Below are 16,668 nucleotides of genomic sequence, written 5' to 3' on the forward strand. Positions count from 1 at the left end.
CACCCCACCCTTGGCAGGGGAAAAATTATCATATAAATGAGAGATAATACGACGACCGGGCAAGGGCGGATGCGCTGGGATGGGAATGGCGAGATGACAAGGCTTTACATTGCCGGTGACTGGGGGACCAGCAACCTGCGCCTTTACCTGAATGGCCCCGGTGGTGTGCAGGCGCGGGTGGATGGGCCCGGCATTGCCACAGCGGGCGGCAAGGCGGGGGAATTGCTGGACGAATTGACCCGTCCCTGGGTGGCCCAGCATGGCAGCCTGCCGGTGCTGCTGGCCGGCATGGTCGGTTCCTCCATCGGCTGGGTACAGACCCCCTATCTGGATTGCCCGGCGGGGGCGGAGGCGCTGGGATCGGCCTTGCTGGAGGTGCGGCCCGGTGTGCGCATCGTGCCAGGGCTGGCCTGTGTCAACCCGACCGGTGCCCCCGATGTGATGCGGGGGGAGGAAACCCAGCTGATCGGCCTGCTGGCGCTGCACCCGGAATTGCGCCGTGGCCGCCACCTGATCTGCTTGCCCGGCACTCATGCCAAATGGGCCCTGGTGCATGACGGCGTGGTGGAGACCTTTCAGACGGCCCTGTCCGGGGAACTGTTCGCCCTGCTGAATGGCGGGTCGGTGCTGGTGCCGCCGCCGCACCGCAAGGCCCCCACCGATGCCGCCACCTTCCGCCAGGGGGCGGAACGCGGTGTGGCGTCGGGTGGGGCCATCCTGCACCGGCTGTTTGAAACCCGCGCCCGCCAGATGCGTGGCCAGTTGGACCCGGCCCTGGCCGGCAGCTTCCTGTCCGGCCTGATCATCGGCGCCGATGTGGCCCAGGCGATCAGCCTGTTCCCGGCCACCGCCGGGGAGCGCGCCGCCACCGTCGTGCTGGTGGGCGAACCGGCCCTGACGGGGCTTTATGCCGAGGCTTTGTCGCTGCTGGCTGTGCCCAGCCGCCGGCTGGATGGTGGGGATTGCGTATTGGCGGGACTGGCCGCCGTGATGGAACGGACCCAATGGTGAGGATGATGGAAAAGAAAGCTGCCGACCTGCTGAACAAATATCTGTCCGCCGTGCCGCTGGTAGCCATCCTGCGCGGGGTGACGCCGGACGAGGTGCTGGACGTTTCCCGCGTGCTGATCGGCCATGGCATCCGGGTGATCGAGGTGCCGCTGAACTCCCCCGACCCGTTTGAAAGCATCCGCCGTCTTGGGGAAGCTTTGGGCGACCAGTGTCTGCATGGCGCCGGCACGGTGCTGACCCCGGCGGATGTCGACCGGGTGGCCGATGCCAGCGGCCGGCTGATCGTTACCCCCAACAGTGATGTTTCGGTGATCCGCCGCGCGGTGGAACGGGGGCTGGTGCCTTTCCCCGGCTTCATGACCCCGACGGAGGCTTTCGCCGCCATCGGTGCCGGTGCCCGCCATATCAAGCTGTTCCCCGCCGCCACGGTGGGGACGGGCCATCTGAAGGCCATCAAGGCTGTGTTGCCGCGTGAGGTCGGTGTCTATGCCGTGGGTGGCGTGGGTGCGGCGGAGATGGAGTCTTGGCGTCAGGCCGGTGCCGTCGGCTTCGGCATCGGGTCGGAGATTTACCAGCCCGGCCGCGATCTGGCCGAAATCGACCGCCGCACCGCCGCCTTGGTGGCGGCTTGCGCGAAAGGGTGAGCGGGGGCTGGTCCTGTTCCGTTTGTTCAGGGCTGAAGATCTGATCAGCTACTTCTGTTCTCTCTACCGTCACCCCGGCGAAGGCCGGGGTCCAGTTTCATAGAGCAATGCGCCTTTGGCCCCTGGACCCCGGCCGCAGCATGGGTGACGGTTAGGGAACTGCGGTGACGATGCGGGACAGGTAGACTTTTCTCAGTCTCATTGCACCACCCGCCCACATCCATCCCGGTGCCGCTCTCAAGCAAATACTGAATAAGGGGGGAAACCATGACTATCGAACCGATCGAGATTGTCGCTACCCGTGACGGGCTGGGCGAGGGCGTGCTGTGGGATGACCGTAAGGGTGTGGCCTGGTGGACCGATATTGTCGGCCGCCGGATGCATCGCTGGACGCCCGGCGGCATTCTGGAAACCTTCGCCACGCCGCAGCGCCTCGGCTCCTTCGGGCTGGTGGAGGGGATGGATGCGCTGGTCTGCGCCTTTGAGCAGGGGTTCGCCCTGTTCGATCCGCCCAGCGGCCGGCTGCTCTGGATCGACCAGTTGCTGGAAAGCGGCTGCGGCATCCGCTTCAACGATGGCCGTGTCGGACCCAACGGCCTGTTCTGGGCTGGCACCATGGTGGAGGACGCCGCCAAGGCCGGTGCTGCTAACCTGGGCAGCCAGTTCACCCTGGCCGGTGATGGCACGGTGACCCGGCATGAAGGCGGCTTCCACATCTCCAACGGCACCTGCTGGAGCCCGGATGGCACCACCATGTATTTTGCCGACAGCATTCCCGGCGAAATGTACGCCTATGATGTGGACGCCGCGACGGGGCTGCCGGCCAACCGCCGCCCCTTTGCCCGCACGCCTGATGGGGCCTCGCCCGATGGGGCGACGGTGGATGCCGACGGTTATCTCTGGAGTGCGCAATGGGGTGCTTCCCGCATTGTGCGCTTCCGCCCGGATGGGGAAATTGATCTGATCCTGCCGGTGCCGGCGTCACAGCCCACCTGTGTCGCCTTTGGTGGCAAGGATCTGGACCTGCTGCTGGTGACGACGGCTTCTGTCGATCTGTCAGAGGAGGCATTGGTCGCCCAGCCGCAGGCCGGCAATCTGCTGGCCTATCGCACCGGCCATCGCGGCCGGCCGGAACGCCGCTTCACCCCGAAGCCCGGCTTCCCCAGCCTGCCCGCCTGATAGGGAATCTGTTGGATAGACGGTTTGGCAATTCGCCGGCCAAACCGTCTATCCGCCGATACTTATCCGTCTTTCCGTCACTTCGCCGGCTTCCCGCCGGTCGCCCCAGCCCTGACCATGGATGAAAATAATCCAGGAAGGTGAGGGCGTTATGAAGAACATTCTGTTGCTGGGTGCCGGCAAGATCGGCCTTGCCATCACGCTGCTGCTGCGCCGCAGCGGCGATTACAAGGTGACGGTGGCCGACCATAGTGCCGCCGCCCTGAAACGCTTCACCGATCTGGGTGTGGAGACGCTGGAACTGGATATCCAAGATGGTCCGGCCCTACGCCGCGCCATGGCGGGGCGCTATGCAGTGCTGAACGCCCTGCCGTTCCATGCCACCTCCACCATTGCCTATGGCGCCTTTGATGCCGGCATCCATTATTTCGACCTGACCGAAGATGTCGCCTCCACCCGCGTGGTGAAGGAAGTCGCGGCCAAGGCCAACAGCGCCTTTGTGCCGCAATGCGGGCTGGCACCCGGCTTTGTCTCCATCGCCGCGCATGGGCTGGCGGAAGGGTTCGACAGTTTGCGCGATGTGCAGCTGCGCGTCGGCGCGCTGCCGCGCTATCCCACCAATGCCTTGAAATATAATCTCACTTGGTCCACCGATGGGCTGATCAACGAATATCTGAACCCGTGCGAGGCGGTGCAGGACGGCCATAAGGTGGAGCTGCCGCCGCTGGAAGACCTGGAGGAATTCGCCCTGGAAGGGGTGACCTATGAGGCGTTCAACACCTCGGGCGGGCTGGGATCGCTGGTGGAGACGCTGGCGGGCCGGGTGGAGAACCTGACCTATAAATCCATCCGTTATCCGGGCCATTGCGCCCTGATCAAGCTGCTGGTGGAAGATTTGCGGCTGGCCCGCCGGCGCGACCTGTTGAAGGAAGTGCTGGAAGAAGCTCTGCCCATCACCATGCAGGATGTGGTGTTGGTCTTCTGCACCGTGTCCGGCAAGCGCCATGGCCGGCTGGAACAGGAAAGCATCGTCCGCCATATCCATGGCGAAGAGGTGGATGGCCATTTCCTGTCGGCCATCCAGATGAGCACGGCGGCCGGCATCTGCGCCATGCTGGATCTGCAGGCGCAAGGCCACCTGCCGGCCAAGGGCTTCGTCCGGCAGGAGGAGATGAAGCTGGACCGCTTCCTGGCTAACCGGTTCGGCAAGGTTTATGCGTGAGGATTAGAGGAACTGGCTGCTGCCCTCTCCCACCGTCATTCCCGCGAAGGCGGGAATCCAGCAGACGCATCAATTAGAAGTTGCTTTGGTAATGGCACCGTTGTCTGGATTCCCGCCTTCGCGGGAATGACGGTAAAATGGTGCGTACCCTGTATTGAATAACACCAAAGCCCAAAAAACCGCCCATCCATATACATACCGGAGGCCTGCCCCATGTCCGACCTTTCCGCCCTGCTGCACCGGCTTGGCCTTACCGGCCTTGTCACCGATGGCGACATCCTCTCCCGCTCCCCCATTGATGGCGCCGTTATCGGGGCGGTTCAGGCCCACAGCCCCCAACAGGTGGAAGCCGCCATTGCCCGTTCTGCTGCCGCCTTCAAGGTCTGGCGCACCGTTCCCGCCCCAAGGCGCGGGGAACTGGTGCGCCTGTTTGGTGAGGTGCTGCGGGAGCATAAGGCCGATCTGGGGGCGCTGGTGACGCTGGAGGCCGGCAAGATCGTCCAGGAAGGGCTGGGCGAGGTGCAGGAGATGATTGATATCTGCGACTTCGCCGTCGGCCTGTCGCGCCAGTTGCACGGGCTGACCATCGCCTCTGAACGGCCGCGCCACCGGATGGTGGAAACCTGGCAGCCGCTGGGGCCGGTCGCCATCATCACCGCCTTCAATTTTCCCGTCGCCGTCTGGGCCTGGAACGCCGCGCTGGCCCTGGTTTGCGGCGATCCGGTGATCTGGAAGCCGTCGGAAAAGACTCCGCTGACGGCGCTGGCCACGCAGAAGTTGTTTGAAAAGGCGCTGGCCCGGTTTGGTGATGCGCCGGCAGGCCTGTCGGAACTGCTGTTCGGGCTGAAGGATGTGGGGGAAAAGCTCGCTGCCGATCCGCGTATCCCGCTGGTCAGCGCCACCGGTTCCACCCGCATGGGCCGCGACGTCGCCCCGGTGGTGGCCGGGCGCTTTGGCCGGTCGATCCTGGAACTGGGCGGCAACAATGCCATGATCGTCACCCCCTCGGCTGACCTGAAGCTGGCGGTACGGGCCATCCTGTTCGCTGCCGTCGGCACGGCGGGCCAGCGCTGCACCAGCCTGCGCCGATTGATCGTGCATGAAGATTGCTATGACAAGGTGGTGGCAGCGGTGAAAACCGCCTTTGCCGCCATCCAGCCGGGCGACCCGCGCGACGCTGGCACCCTGATGGGGCCGCTGATCGACAAACCCGCCTTTGACGCGGTGGAGGCGGCGCTCACCCAGGCGAAGGCGCAGGGTGGCGTGGTGCATGGCGGCGGGCGGGCGCTGGCCGAAACGTTCCCAGATGCGTATTACGCCTATCTCGCATTGGTGGAGATGCCGGACCAGACGGCGATCGTGAAGCACGAAACGTTTGGCCCCATCCTCTATGTGCTGCGCTACAGCGATTTCGAGGAAGCGGTGGCGTTGCAGAATGACGTGCCGCAGGGCCTGTCCTCCTCCATCATCACCCGCGACCTGCTGGAGGCCGAGCGCTTCCTGGCCCCCGATGGGTCTGACTGCGGCATCGCCAATGTCAATATGGGCCCCAGTGGGGCGGAAATCGGCGGGGCCTTCGGGGGCGAGAAGGAAACTGGCGGCGGGCGCGAAAGCGGGTCTGACGCCTGGAAACAATATATGCGCCGCCAGACCTCCGCCATCAATTACGGCACCTCGCTGCCCCTGGCACAGGGGATTGAGTTTCCGGAGATGGGGTGAGGGGGGGGAACGACCTCCAAAATAGCGCACCATGACTCCCCCTCTCTACCGTCACCCCGGCACAGGCCGGGGTCCAGTTTCGTAGAGCGAGGCGCTTTTGGCCCCTGGACCCCGGCCTGCGCCGGGGTGACGGTAAAGGGGGCGCCAAGCTGATCTCCCCCCAACCAGAAAGGCCCCCAACCATGAGCCACCTGTCCATCCTGACCAGCGCCACCCTGGGTGAAGCCGACAGCGGGCGGTTGTTGGGGCTGCTGGATATCCGCCCCGACCTGCGGACCAGCGAGGGGCCAGACGTGCCGCGCGCCGTGCTCTCCATGGCCCTGTCCATGGTGTTGTTCCAGCGCCTGCTGGAGGAGGTGCCGGAGGGCACGCGCTATGTTGCCGAACAATCGCAGCGCGCCCGGCTGGTGTTCGACCATGGCGCCCTGCGCACGGTGGATATGGCAACGGGCGACCTGCCCGGCGGCACCGCCGCCTTCGGTCGGATTCTGGAACCGCTGGGTTATGCCGTGGCCGGGATTTATCCGCTGGATAAATTGCGCATGACCGGCCGGGCCTATGCCCACCGCGATTTCCCCGAAGATATCGCGCAATATTTCGTCAGCGAAATCCACCCCGACCGCTTCCCCGAACCGGTGCAACAGGCGGCATCGCGCATCTTCGGCAATTCCCGCGATCCGCTGACATCCTGGGCCAAGCAAGCGCTAGACCGGCTGGCCAGCCGCCGCTTCCTGCCCCTGGCCGATGCGGTGGAACTGTTGCCCACCCTGGCCGGCTGCTTCGACCGCCAGCACCCGGTGCCGGCGCTGGCGGATTATGAAACCGTCCTGGCCGCCTCGGCGGAAATGGGCTGGATCGCCACGGAAGGCAACCGTTTCAACCATGCCACCGACCGGGTACCCGACGTGCTGGCCCATGCCGAAGAGTTGAAGCTGCGCCAGTTCCCGATGAAGGAGAAGGTGGAAATCTCCGCCCAGGGCAGCGTGCGGCAGACGGCCATCCGGGCGGCCCAGGTGGAACGGCCCTTCCTGGCCGCCGATGGCAGCACCGTTACCCGCACGGTGCCCGGTTCCTTCTATGAGTTCATCTCCCGCGACGTGGTGGCCCCGCCGGGGCCGCGTAGCAGCGGCCTGGATTTGCGGTTTGACAGTTCCAACGCGCAGGGCATCTTCAAGATGACGGCAGCACAGAAAGCCGGACCCGCTGCGGAGTGTTGAGCCTTATGGATCTGGGTGCCTTCATCACCAGCCTGGCCGCCATCGTCGGCCCGCGTCACGTGTTGAGCGAGGCGGGCGATCTGGCCCCCTATCAGACCGCCGCACGCTATGGCGGCGGGCGGGCACTGGCGGTGGTGCGGCCGGACAGCGCCGAACAGGTGGCCGCCATCCTGCGCCTGTGCCACCTGCACAAGGTGCGGCTGGTGCCGCAGGGGGCCAATACCGGGCTGGTCGGGGCGTCGGTGCCCGATGGGTCGGGCGAACAGTTGGTGCTGTCGCTGTCGCGCCTGACCGGGCTGTTTGATCTGGATATGGCCAACCGCGCCGTCACCGTGGGGGCCGGCTGGGATCTGGACCGGCTGAATGAGAAGCTGGCCCCACACGGCCTGTGGTTTCCCATTGATATTTCCGCCAGCCCCAGCGTCGGCGGCATGATCTCCACCAATGCCGGCGGGTCGCGGGTGCTGCGCTATGGCGATGCGCGGCGCAATGTGCTGTCATTGCAGGTGGTGCTGCCCGATGGCCGCATCGCCGGCGACCTGAAGGGCCTGCGCAAGAACAGCACGGGCCTGGATTTCAAACAGCTTTTCATCGGCACGGGCGGCAGCTTCGGCATCGTCACCGCCGCCGTACTGGACCTGCTGCCGCTGCCGAAACAGACAGTCACCGCCCTGGTGGTGCCGCGCGATTTGGACGCCATCGGCCCGATCCAGGCCCTGCTGGATGGGCAGGCGGGGGAGTTCCTTTCTGCCTTTGAAAGCATGAGCGGGCCGGCCCTGAAGGCGGCCCTGCACCACCGGCCCCAGTTGCGCAACCCGTTCGGCGGCCCGCCGCCGGATGAAACCTTGCTGGTGGAACTGATGTCCACCACCGGGGCTGATCAGTTGGACCTGGAGGCGCTGCTGCTGGCGGTGCTGGAACAGGGCTATGAGAGTGGCCTGATCGCCGATGCCATTCCCGGCCCCCCGGCGGAACTGTGGGCGCTGCGCCACGCCATTTCAGAGGGGTTGCGGGGCCTGGGCCGGGTGATCGGGCTGGATATCTCGCTCGCGCGCGGCAAGATGAGCGCGTTCCGGGCAGAGGCGACGGCTTGGGTGCGGGCCAACCATCCGGGCCTGCTGATCTGTGGTTTCGGCCATCGCGGTGATGGCGGCGACCATTTCAATCTGGTGATCCCCAAGGAATTGGATGCTGATTACCCGCCTGACCGGGTGGATGGCGTGCGCCGTGGCATCTATGACCTGCTGGTGGGCCGCTATGATGGCAGCTATAGCGGGGAACATGGGGTCGGCCCGGTCAATCTGGCCCACCACCAGATCCATGCCGACCCGGCCCAGCAGGCGCTGGCCCGGCTGCTGCAGAACCATCTGGATGCGGATGGGCTGCTGGGGCGGGTGCGCTGGTGACGGAAACGGGGGAGCAGGACGGCACCGATCTGGCGCTGCTGCAATTGCTGCGCGCCAATGCGCGCGAACCCACGGCATCGCTGGCCCGCAAGCTGGGGCTGGCGCGGTCCAGCGTGCAGGCGCGGATTGCCCGGCTGGAACGGCTGGGCATCATCCAGGGCTATACGCTGCGCAGCGATTACGCCACCGCCCGGCTGATCCGCGCCTATGTATTGCTCTCCACCAACCCGAAAATGATTGCCCGCATCGTCGGCGATGTGAAGCGCATCCCGGAGGTGGAATCGCTGAGCGCCATTTCCGGCAGTTACGACATGATGGCCGTGGTCGCCGCCCCGACCGTGCAGGATATCGACCGGGTGCTGGACCAGTTGGGTCTGGTGACGGGGGTAGAGCGCACCATGTCGTCGCTGGTGCTGTCGGACAAGTTCCGGCGCTGACACCAAACCGGCCTTCCGCGCCAGGTCGCTGCCGTCGCTGCGTTTTTTGTTGGAGTTGACGTATCGCTGCGCGCGGGTGACCTTGGCATCGGACCGCTCACCGGTGGCCCGGGCGTGTTTGTGGGGAGACAGTTGGAACAAGGCGGTGAACCGTTCGGCAGCGTGGTGGCGCGCGGCCCCCGATCTGAGAAGGGCGAGGAAACGCGGGAGCGGATACTGGACGCGGCGGAGAAGCTGTTTGCCCGGCATGGCTTCTACGGCGTCACCGTGCGCCAGATCACCCGCGAGGCCGGGGTGGATGTGGCGCTTGCCCATTATTATTTCGGTACCAAAATGGGCCTGTTCGATGCGGTGTTCCTGCGCCGGGCGGACATTCTGAACCGGGCGCGCATCGCCTCCCTCAACCGCTATCAGGCCGATCCGGGGCCGGAGGGGTTGACGGTTGAAGGGGTGATTGAGGCCTTTGTCGGCCCAATGCTGGATATCTGGGCGGCGGGCGGGCGCGGCTGGTCGGATTATTTTGCCCTGCTGGCGCAGGTGAACAACACGCCCGACTGGGGCGGGCAGACCATGGCCCGTTATTTTGATCCCGTCATTCATCGCCTGTTGGATGTGCTGCGCCCCATCCTGCCGGGGGCGACAGAAGAGGATCTGCTCTGGAGCTATCAGTTCCTCTCCGGCGCCATGTTGCTGGCCTTCGCCCAGACCGGCCGGATCGAGCGACTCTCCGGCGGTGCTTTGGCGTCAAACGATGTTGCGGCGGTGCGGGCCCGGATGCCGCGCTATATCGCCGCCGGTTTCCGCGCGATCTGTGGCGACAAAACCGCTCCCCCCGGCGATAAAGCCATGCCTTGAGTGACGGGCTGGGCTGCGCTGCTGCCCGACCAATAAAAAAATATATTTATTTCAATATGTTATGTGAAAACGGTGTGCTGGCGCGGGTATCCCGTACCCGATGCGACAGCATTGTTAATGTGAATTGTTCGCAATATCGTGCGCGCAGCCAAATATTCTTCAGGCCTTGCGGCTGTGAAGGCATGGCAGCGGAATGACCAGGACTGTCCGGTCCTGATTTTTCGTATGCGAATAACATTGATAATGAATTGCTCACCGAAACAAACGGTGAAGGGAAGGGTCTCTGAAATGGAAGAGAAGTCGGGTTCGAATCTGGTGCGTGGCCGTATGGCCCTGATGGCGGCGCTTTCTGCGGGTGTGGTGTCGGCGGTGGCCGCCCCCGCCCTGGCGCAACCGGCCCAGCAGGGCAATGCCAGCGGTGGTACCATGATGCTGCCGACGCTGAGCGTCGAAGGCCAGGGCGTGGCCAATGAGAAGAAGCCGCCGGAGCGGGTGGCTTCCCCGAAATATGTCGCCCCGCTGCGCGACACGCCGCAGACCATCACGGTCATTCCCAAGGCGGTGATGGAGGAGCAGAACCTGATTTCGCTGACCGACATCCTGTCCACCGTGCCGGGTATTACCTTTGGCGCGGGTGAGGGAGGGGCCGGTGGTTCCGACAGTGTCAATCTGCGCGGTTATTCCGCCAACAGCGACATCACCATCGATGGCGTGCGCGACAGCGGTGCCTATGTGCGCAGCGACAGCTTCAATGTGCAGCAGGTCGAGGTGACGAACGGCGCCAACTCCGTGTTCAACGGCTCTGGCTCCGTCGGCGGCACCATCAATATGGTCAGCAAGGTGGCGCAGGATGATAGCTTCACCAAGGCAACCGCCGGCATCGGTACGGATAATTATTACCGCGCCACGGTCGACACCAACCAGTTGCTGGATGAGAATACGGCCATCCGCCTGAACGGCATGTGGCACCGCAATGATGTGCCCAAGCGCGATGTGGAGGATGCCAAGCGCTGGGGCATCGCGCCGTCGATCACCCTGGGCCTGAATACCGATACCCAGGTTTCCATCAGCTATCTCCATCAGCAGGATGACAATATCCCGCTGTATGGCGTGCCCTATGGGTTGAACGCCGTGTCACACGGGCCGCTGGCCGGTATTGATCGTGAGGCCTATTACGGCTACAGCAATATCGACACGCAGGAGAGTACGTTGAACATGGCCACCTTGAAGGTGGATCATCGCTTCAACGACACGCTGTCGATCAGCAACCTGACCCGCTGGCAGCAGGTGGACAGCTTGGTCACCACTTCCTATCTGCAGGGTACCTGGTGTCTGGCCAATGGCATTAATGCCTATACCGGGGCGCGCTGTACCCCGGCGGGCATCTTCACGCCCAGCACCAATCGCGGCATCACCCGCGATGCCGATACCAGCATCTTCTATAACCAGACCGATCTGAAGGCCTCGCTGCAGACGGGCAGCATCAAGCATGATATCGTGCTGGGTGCTGCGATCTCGTCGGAGAAGTTCGACCAGAAGTCGGGTAATCGCCTGCGCAATCCCAACGGCACGGTGCCGACGGCCAGCTTTGTGCCGATCTCCATCGCCAATCCCAACAGCGTCTGGACTGGGCCGGATAATTTCACCGTCACCAGCGATGTCGATTCCACGCTGAACAACCAGGCGGTTTATCTGTTCGACCGCACCCAGCTTTCCGAGCAGTTTGAGCTGAATGGCGGGATGCGCTGGGAGCGCACCGATGGTGACTATCACAGCACCAGCTACGCCTATACGGCCACCGGCAAGACCACCACGGTCAATCCGACGGCCAGCAACAAGGAGCATCTGTTCTCCTGGCGCGTCGGGGCGGTCTATAAGCCGCTGCCCTTTGGCTCGATCTATATCGGCTATGGCAATTCCAAGACGCCGTCACAAAGTGCCGTCAATGGTGCCTGCTCCACTTCCGCCACCAACCCGACCTGCAATGTGAAGCCGGAAACGGCGGAAAACATTGAACTGGGCACCAAGTGGGATGTGCTGGATGAGCAACTGTCGCTGACCGCCGCCATCTTCCGCAACGACCGCACCAACTACAAGGTGGCGTCCAACGAACCGGGCGTGCCGGATCAGCAGTTGGATGGCAAGTCGCGGGTGGATGGTGTCGCCCTGGGCGCTGCCGGTCACGTCACGCCGGAATGGGGTATCTTCGCCAACTACACCTTCCTGGACAGCGAGGTCTTGCAGGGTGTTTCCGATTACTGCCTTGCCAACCCGACCCAGGCCAGTTGCGCCAGCGCGCTGGCTGGGGCAAATGGTGGTCAAGGCGCGGTGCTGACGGCCACGCCGCGCCATGCCTTCAGCATCTGGACCACCTATGACCTGCCGGTCGGGGTGCAGTTGGGTTATGGTGTGACCTATCAGGGCAAGATGCTGCCCAATAATTCCAACGCCCTGGCCATGTACAAGGTGCCGGGCTATTGGGTCCACCGCGCCGCTGTCTCTTATCAGCTGAACGATCAGGTGAAGCTGCAGCTCAATGTCACGAACCTGTTTGACGAGACCTATTACACCAAGATCCGCAGCAACCCGACCAATGGCTGGGCCAACCCCGGCACGGGGCGCAATGCCACGCTGACGGTCGGCTACACGTTCTGATCTGACGCTGAAGAGCGCTACAAGGGGGAAGGGGAGCGGCCGCACAGCCGCTCCCCTTTTTCATGGGGGTATTGATGCAAATCAGAGTAGCTCTCAGGTGCATTCGCTATAAGCTGGCTCCCTTGCCGTTTTCACCAGGATATGCGCCATGTTGATCGCCATCCCCAATGTGCTGACCCCTGAACAGGTGGGGCAGGCCCGCGCGACCCTGGATGCGGCCGATTGGGTGGATGGGAAGGGGACCGCCGGTTTCCAATCCGCCAAGGTGAAGGATAATGCCCAACTGCCGGAGAATCACCCGGTGGCGCAGGAACTGGGGCAGATGATCCTGCAGGCGCTGTCGCGCAACCTGCTCTTCATGTCGGCGGCCTTGCCGTCCCGCATCCTGCCGCCGATGTTCAACCGTTATGCGGGGGGGCAGCATTTCGGCGCCCATGTCGATAATGCCATCCGACTGGTGGCGGGCACCGGCCAGCGCCTCCGCACCGACCTGTCCTGCACCTTGTTCTTCGCCGAGCCCGACGAATATGATGGCGGGGAGTTGGTGATCGAGGATCTGTTCGGCACCCAGCAGGTGAAGCTGCCGGCCGGTCACATGGTGCTTTATCCCAGCAGCAGCCTGCACCATGTCCGGCCGGTGACGCGGGGCGCGCGCGTGTCTTCCTTCTTCTGGGTGCAAAGCATGATCCGCGATGATGCGCAGCGCCGCATCCTGTTCGATATGGATATGGCCATTGTGCGGCTGAACCAGGATGTGCCCGACCATCCGGGTGTGCTGTCGCTGACCAACAGCTATCATAACCTGCTGCGGCTCTGGGCGGATGTGTGATGGGTGGTCGGTGTGGTCGCTGAATATTTTTGTCCGGCAGGGCTTGTGCCATGCGGCATGGCTTCTTACATCAGGTCAGTCTCGGGTCCGGGCCCCTCTGACGTGGTTTAACGCCACGTGATGTCGGACTCCTTGGACGAAGCTGTCGCTTGGTCGTGAAGGAGCCTGTTATGACCTATCAATTGCCCTACATTATCCGCTTCGCCCAGGTTGCCACCGCGCTGCGTCGTGCGCGGGCAGGCCGGCGGTCGGGATTGTTCCGGCTGTCCTGGCCGCGTCGGCAGCGGCTGGGGGCTTGGTGGTTGGCCGCGATCTGACGCGCAAAGGCCGCCCCGAATGTCCCCGCGTTTGCGCTCCTATGCCCCGGTTCTGGCAACCGGCGCTGGCTTTTCCGATCGTCACTGGCGTGTGCGGCGACGGTTGGAGCGTGTTTCCGGTCTGTTGGACAATGCCTTCCGCCTGCCCTTGCTCGGCTGGCGCTTCGGGCTGGACCCGCTGCTGAACCTGATCCCCGGTCTGGGGACGCTGGCCAGCGGCAGCATTTCCGCCTGGCTGATCCTGGAGGCGGCCCGGCTGCGGGTGCCGCGTGCCCTGCTGGTCCGCATGGCTGGGAATGTGGCGCTGGATACCGTGCTGGGGGCCATCCCCCTGGTCGGCTGGGCGGCTGATTTCGTCTTCAAGGCCAATGACCGCAATATGAGGCTGCTGCGCCGTCATCTGGATGGCGCGCATCCTTTCCGTGATCCCCGGGGTGGGCCGCTGATTGATGGCACGGCCGCCGCCCTTTGAGGGATGTTTACCAAACATATAACTTGGCAGGATGTGATTCCATGAGCTTGTTCAGTATGTTCAAGAGCGACAAGGGCGAGCAGATGACGCCGCACAAGGCGTTCACCATCGCCCTGATCTACACCATGGCCGCCGATGGCGAGATGGACCCCGAAGAGGTGGGCCATCTGCTGGCGGTGATCGGCGGTGACAGCAAGGGCGGCGTTATTGGCGTTGGTGCTAATAACCAGGCCTTGCTGGACTCTGCCTTCAAATATGTCCGCAGCCACAGCCATGAACAGTTCCTGGCCGAGGCCACACCGGTGCTGACCACGGCACAGCGCCTCTGCATCCTGATGAATCTGGTGGATAGCGCGCTGGCCGACGGCGAGGCGGAGCCGGAGGAACGGGTCTTCTTCGACAAAACCCAGCAGGCTTTCGGCATCACGGATGAGGAGTTCCGGCCGTATTTTGAGGTCATCATGATGAAGAGTGACCGCTCGGTGTTCCGAGACCAGAACCACCCGATGAACCAGCCCGGTTTCAAGGTTGGCCTGTCTGGCCAGCACTGAACCGTGCATAAAGGGGGTGGCGACAGCAGGTCGCCACCCCTCCCTTTTCCGAAGTCTTTAAGCCGCGCGGGCATTCGCCAAGAACTGCGCCACTTGGCGCGACAGCCGGCTGGCCCCGCCGGAAAGCTCGCCGGCGGCGGTGCTCACCTGCTGCGCGGCGTCGCCGGTTTCGCTGGTGGATTGGTTCAGGCCGGTGATGTTCTGCGTCACCTCCTGCGTGCCAGCCGCAGCCTGGGTGATATTGCTGGCAATTTCCCGTGTTGCGGCCTGTTGCTCTTCCACCGCCGCGGCGATGGCTGCCGCTGTGGAATGCACATCGCGCACCGATTGGGTGATCCCCCGCAGGGCGCTGCCCACCCGATCACTGGCGCCCTGGATTTCGGCGATCTTGTCGCGGATACGGTCGGTGGCGGTTGCCGTCTGGTTGGCCAGACCCTTCACCTCACTGGCGACCACGGCAAAGCCCTTGCCGGCCTCGCCCGCCCTTGCGGCCTCAATGGTGGCGTTCAGGGCCAGCAGGTTGGTCTGGGCGGCAATGGCATTGATCAGATCGACAACTTCCCCCACCTCGCGCGCCGCATCGGCCAGTTGCGCCACCAACGTGTCGGCATGGCCGGCATCTTCCACCGCCTTGCTGGTCCGGCCATTGGCGGCTTCCGCCTGACGACCGATTTCCTGGATGGAGGCGGCCAGTTCTTCGGTGGCGCAGGCCACCGTGGCGACATTGGTGCTGGCCTGCAGCGCGGCAGCGGCCACGGCAGCGGATTGGTCGTGGGCCCGCTCAGCCGTCTGGCTCAAGCTCACGGCGGCATTCGCCATTTCCTCGGCCGCCTGGCTGACCAGATCGACGACGCCCTTCACATTAGCCTCGAAATCGTCCGTCTGCTTCACCTGCTGGGTGATCAGTGACCAGGTCAGCATTGGGGCAACATAATTGCCGGCCGTGTCGCGGATGGCGCTGACGCGCAGATCCATCACCTCGCCGCCGACGCGGATCTTGGCATTGTGCGGCAGGTTGGCCGGGTTGGCCAGGATGCGCCGCTGATGTTCGGGATGCTTGTGCAGGATGTCGATGGACTTGCCCACCATCTCATCCACCTTGCAGGGCAGCAGGTTCTCAATGGTCTTCAGCACCTTCTGGCTCTGCTTGTTCATATAGGTGATGCGAAAATCATTGGCCGGGTCACAGGTCATCACCCCCAGCGGCAATTCAGCGATCATCTGCGCCTGGGCGAAACATTGGGTCACCGTTTCCCCCAACGCATCGGTGGCGTTGGCGATACGGCCGATTTCATCACGACGCTCCCAGCGCAAGGGGGCCACTGGTTCATTCCGGCTCAGCTTCGCCAGGATTTCCGCCACCTTGTGCAATGGTGCCGCCACCAGCCGGGACAGCAGCAGCGCCAGCAGCATGGCAAAGATGGCCACAAGGATGGCGCCGCCCCAGATGGCGACCATCGCGTGCTGCTTTTCTACTTCCGCTGCTTCGACAATTTGGGCCAGGCGACGCTGCTCCGCGGTTAGCGCGGCAATGACAGTATCGTGCAGTTTTGCCTGCAGGGCACGGCCCGTGGGGCCGTTGGCAATTTCTTTGGCTTTGGCTACGCCATCCGGCTGCGCCATCAAGGCGATTTCCTGATCCCCCACCTTCTGCCGCCAATCTGCCGCCACGCGCGATAGATCCTGAAGCCGCTGCTGTTGTTCGGCCTCTGTTGCCAGTTGCTGCGCTTTCTGCATCGCATGTTCGAAATCACCGCCGGCTTTGCGGTACTGCTCAACAAAACTGGCATTTCCCGTGGCCATATAACCGCGCACGGAGGATTCCTGCCGCGTGCTGGCCAACTCTGCTTCTGCCAGGATCTGCAGCATTTCCTGGGACTGGCTGTTGCGCTGCAGCGCCTCATCCAACTGGTTCAGCCCGTCGGTGGTGACCATGCCAGCCCCCAGAACGACAGCGATCACCGCCCCGAAGGACACGCCCAATTTTGAAAGGATCGAGAGATCGATCAAGCGCATGTTTTTCCTCATATACGGACGGTGATCGGTAGAAGATTCTATTATAGGAAAAACGTTAAACGCCTGTTTGTGGCAAATGAAGGCCGAATCCTTACTTCGACGGTATAGCCTATACTTTAGTAGATGGTAATAATGGTT

General features: G+C 63.6%; 15 protein-coding genes. 14 read left to right on the forward strand and 1 reads right to left on the reverse strand.

All coding sequences use genetic code 11. From position 1 onward, the window contains the following. Positions 1-36 precede the first annotated feature (36 nt). The 14 genes from GE253_RS05495 to GE253_RS05560 all read left to right on the forward strand — a co-directional run bounded on the left by GE253_RS05495 (position 37) and on the right by GE253_RS05560 (position 14,514). Entirely contained in the window at positions 37-1,011 is a 975-nt protein-coding gene (locus GE253_RS05495; protein WP_153203133.1) for a 2-dehydro-3-deoxygalactonokinase, read from the forward strand. A gap of 2 nt (positions 1,012-1,013) precedes the next feature. Beyond that, complete coding sequence (locus GE253_RS05500) at positions 1,014-1,655, forward strand: 2-dehydro-3-deoxy-6-phosphogalactonate aldolase (protein ID WP_247878492.1); 642 nt, start codon at positions 1,014-1,016, stop codon at positions 1,653-1,655. 267 nt (positions 1,656-1,922) lie between these two features. After that, complete coding sequence (locus GE253_RS05505; protein ID WP_153203134.1) at positions 1,923-2,834, forward strand: SMP-30/gluconolactonase/LRE family protein; 912 nt, start codon at positions 1,923-1,925, stop codon at positions 2,832-2,834. A gap of 151 nt (positions 2,835-2,985) precedes the next feature. Further along, entirely contained in the window at positions 2,986-4,056 is a 1,071-nt protein-coding gene (locus tag GE253_RS05510) for a saccharopine dehydrogenase C-terminal domain-containing protein (RefSeq protein ID WP_153203135.1), read from the forward strand. A 213-nt stretch (positions 4,057-4,269) separates the two neighbouring features. After that, positions 4,270-5,775, forward strand: a complete 1,506-nt coding sequence (locus tag GE253_RS05515; protein WP_153203136.1) for an aldehyde dehydrogenase family protein — start codon at positions 4,270-4,272, stop codon at positions 5,773-5,775. Between the two features lie 182 nt (positions 5,776-5,957). Further along, positions 5,958-6,992: a DUF1338 family protein gene (locus GE253_RS05520; protein ID WP_153203137.1), complete on the forward strand. Its 1,035-nt coding sequence runs from the start codon at positions 5,958-5,960 to the stop codon at positions 6,990-6,992. Further along, complete coding sequence (locus tag GE253_RS05525; protein ID WP_153203138.1) at positions 6,986-8,398, forward strand: FAD-binding oxidoreductase; 1,413 nt, start codon at positions 6,986-6,988, stop codon at positions 8,396-8,398. The genes GE253_RS05520 and GE253_RS05525 overlap by 7 nt, the downstream gene beginning before the upstream one ends. After that, on the forward strand, positions 8,395-8,835 hold the full coding sequence (locus GE253_RS05530; RefSeq protein ID WP_348770777.1) for an Lrp/AsnC ligand binding domain-containing protein: 441 nt from the start codon (positions 8,395-8,397) through the stop codon (positions 8,833-8,835). The genes GE253_RS05525 and GE253_RS05530 overlap by 4 nt, the downstream gene beginning before the upstream one ends. Before the next feature lie 132 nt (positions 8,836-8,967). Beyond that, a complete protein-coding gene (locus GE253_RS05535; protein WP_153203140.1) occupies positions 8,968-9,690 on the forward strand; it encodes a TetR/AcrR family transcriptional regulator in 723 nt (240 codons plus the stop codon). Between the two features lie 288 nt (positions 9,691-9,978). Continuing rightward, on the forward strand, positions 9,979-12,345 hold the full coding sequence (locus GE253_RS05540; RefSeq protein WP_211101354.1) for a TonB-dependent siderophore receptor: 2,367 nt from the start codon (positions 9,979-9,981) through the stop codon (positions 12,343-12,345). A gap of 148 nt (positions 12,346-12,493) precedes the next feature. Continuing rightward, positions 12,494-13,174, forward strand: a complete 681-nt coding sequence (locus tag GE253_RS05545; protein ID WP_153203141.1) for a Fe2+-dependent dioxygenase — start codon at positions 12,494-12,496, stop codon at positions 13,172-13,174. A gap of 170 nt (positions 13,175-13,344) precedes the next feature. Next, on the forward strand, positions 13,345-13,491 hold the full coding sequence (locus GE253_RS05550) for a hypothetical protein (protein WP_153203142.1): 147 nt from the start codon (positions 13,345-13,347) through the stop codon (positions 13,489-13,491). 19 nt (positions 13,492-13,510) lie between these two features. Beyond that, entirely contained in the window at positions 13,511-13,963 is a 453-nt protein-coding gene (locus GE253_RS05555; protein WP_153203143.1) for a DUF4112 domain-containing protein, read from the forward strand. Positions 13,964-14,004: 41 nt separating this feature from the next. Further along, positions 14,005-14,514: a TerB family tellurite resistance protein gene (locus tag GE253_RS05560; RefSeq protein WP_153203144.1), complete on the forward strand. Its 510-nt coding sequence runs from the start codon at positions 14,005-14,007 to the stop codon at positions 14,512-14,514. 57 nt (positions 14,515-14,571) lie between these two features. Here the strand turns inward: GE253_RS05560 and GE253_RS05565 are convergent, their stop codons facing one another. Continuing rightward, the gene (locus GE253_RS05565) at positions 14,572-16,530 is read right to left on the reverse strand and encodes a methyl-accepting chemotaxis protein (protein ID WP_173012515.1); all 1,959 of its coding nucleotides are present in this window, start codon (positions 16,528-16,530) and stop codon (positions 14,572-14,574) included. Between the last annotated feature and the right edge of the window lie 138 nt (positions 16,531-16,668).

Origin of the sequence: Niveispirillum sp. SYP-B3756, assembly GCF_009495745.1 — a bacterium.
Classification (GTDB): Bacteria; Pseudomonadota; Alphaproteobacteria; order Azospirillales; family Azospirillaceae; genus Niveispirillum.

Coding starts and splice junctions, on each gene's coding strand:
- GE253_RS05520 (WP_153203137.1), top strand. CDS start 5,958: ATGAGCCACCTGTCCATCCTGACCAGCGCCACCCTGGGTGAAGCCGAC.
- GE253_RS05515 (WP_153203136.1), top strand. CDS start 4,270: ATGTCCGACCTTTCCGCCCTGCTGCACCGGCTTGGCCTTACCGGCCTT.
- GE253_RS05550 (WP_153203142.1), top strand. CDS start 13,345: ATGACCTATCAATTGCCCTACATTATCCGCTTCGCCCAGGTTGCCACC.
- GE253_RS05560 (WP_153203144.1), top strand. CDS start 14,005: ATGAGCTTGTTCAGTATGTTCAAGAGCGACAAGGGCGAGCAGATGACG.
- GE253_RS05510 (WP_153203135.1), top strand. CDS start 2,986: ATGAAGAACATTCTGTTGCTGGGTGCCGGCAAGATCGGCCTTGCCATC.
- GE253_RS05505 (WP_153203134.1), top strand. CDS start 1,923: ATGACTATCGAACCGATCGAGATTGTCGCTACCCGTGACGGGCTGGGC.
- GE253_RS05565 (WP_173012515.1), bottom strand. CDS start 16,530: ATGCGCTTGATCGATCTCTCGATCCTTTCAAAATTGGGCGTGTCCTTC.
- GE253_RS05540 (WP_211101354.1), top strand. CDS start 9,979: ATGGAAGAGAAGTCGGGTTCGAATCTGGTGCGTGGCCGTATGGCCCTG.
- GE253_RS05495 (WP_153203133.1), top strand. CDS start 37: ATGAGAGATAATACGACGACCGGGCAAGGGCGGATGCGCTGGGATGGG.
- GE253_RS05545 (WP_153203141.1), top strand. CDS start 12,494: ATGTTGATCGCCATCCCCAATGTGCTGACCCCTGAACAGGTGGGGCAG.
- GE253_RS05500 (WP_247878492.1), top strand. CDS start 1,014: ATGATGGAAAAGAAAGCTGCCGACCTGCTGAACAAATATCTGTCCGCC.
- GE253_RS05555 (WP_153203143.1), top strand. CDS start 13,511: ATGTCCCCGCGTTTGCGCTCCTATGCCCCGGTTCTGGCAACCGGCGCT.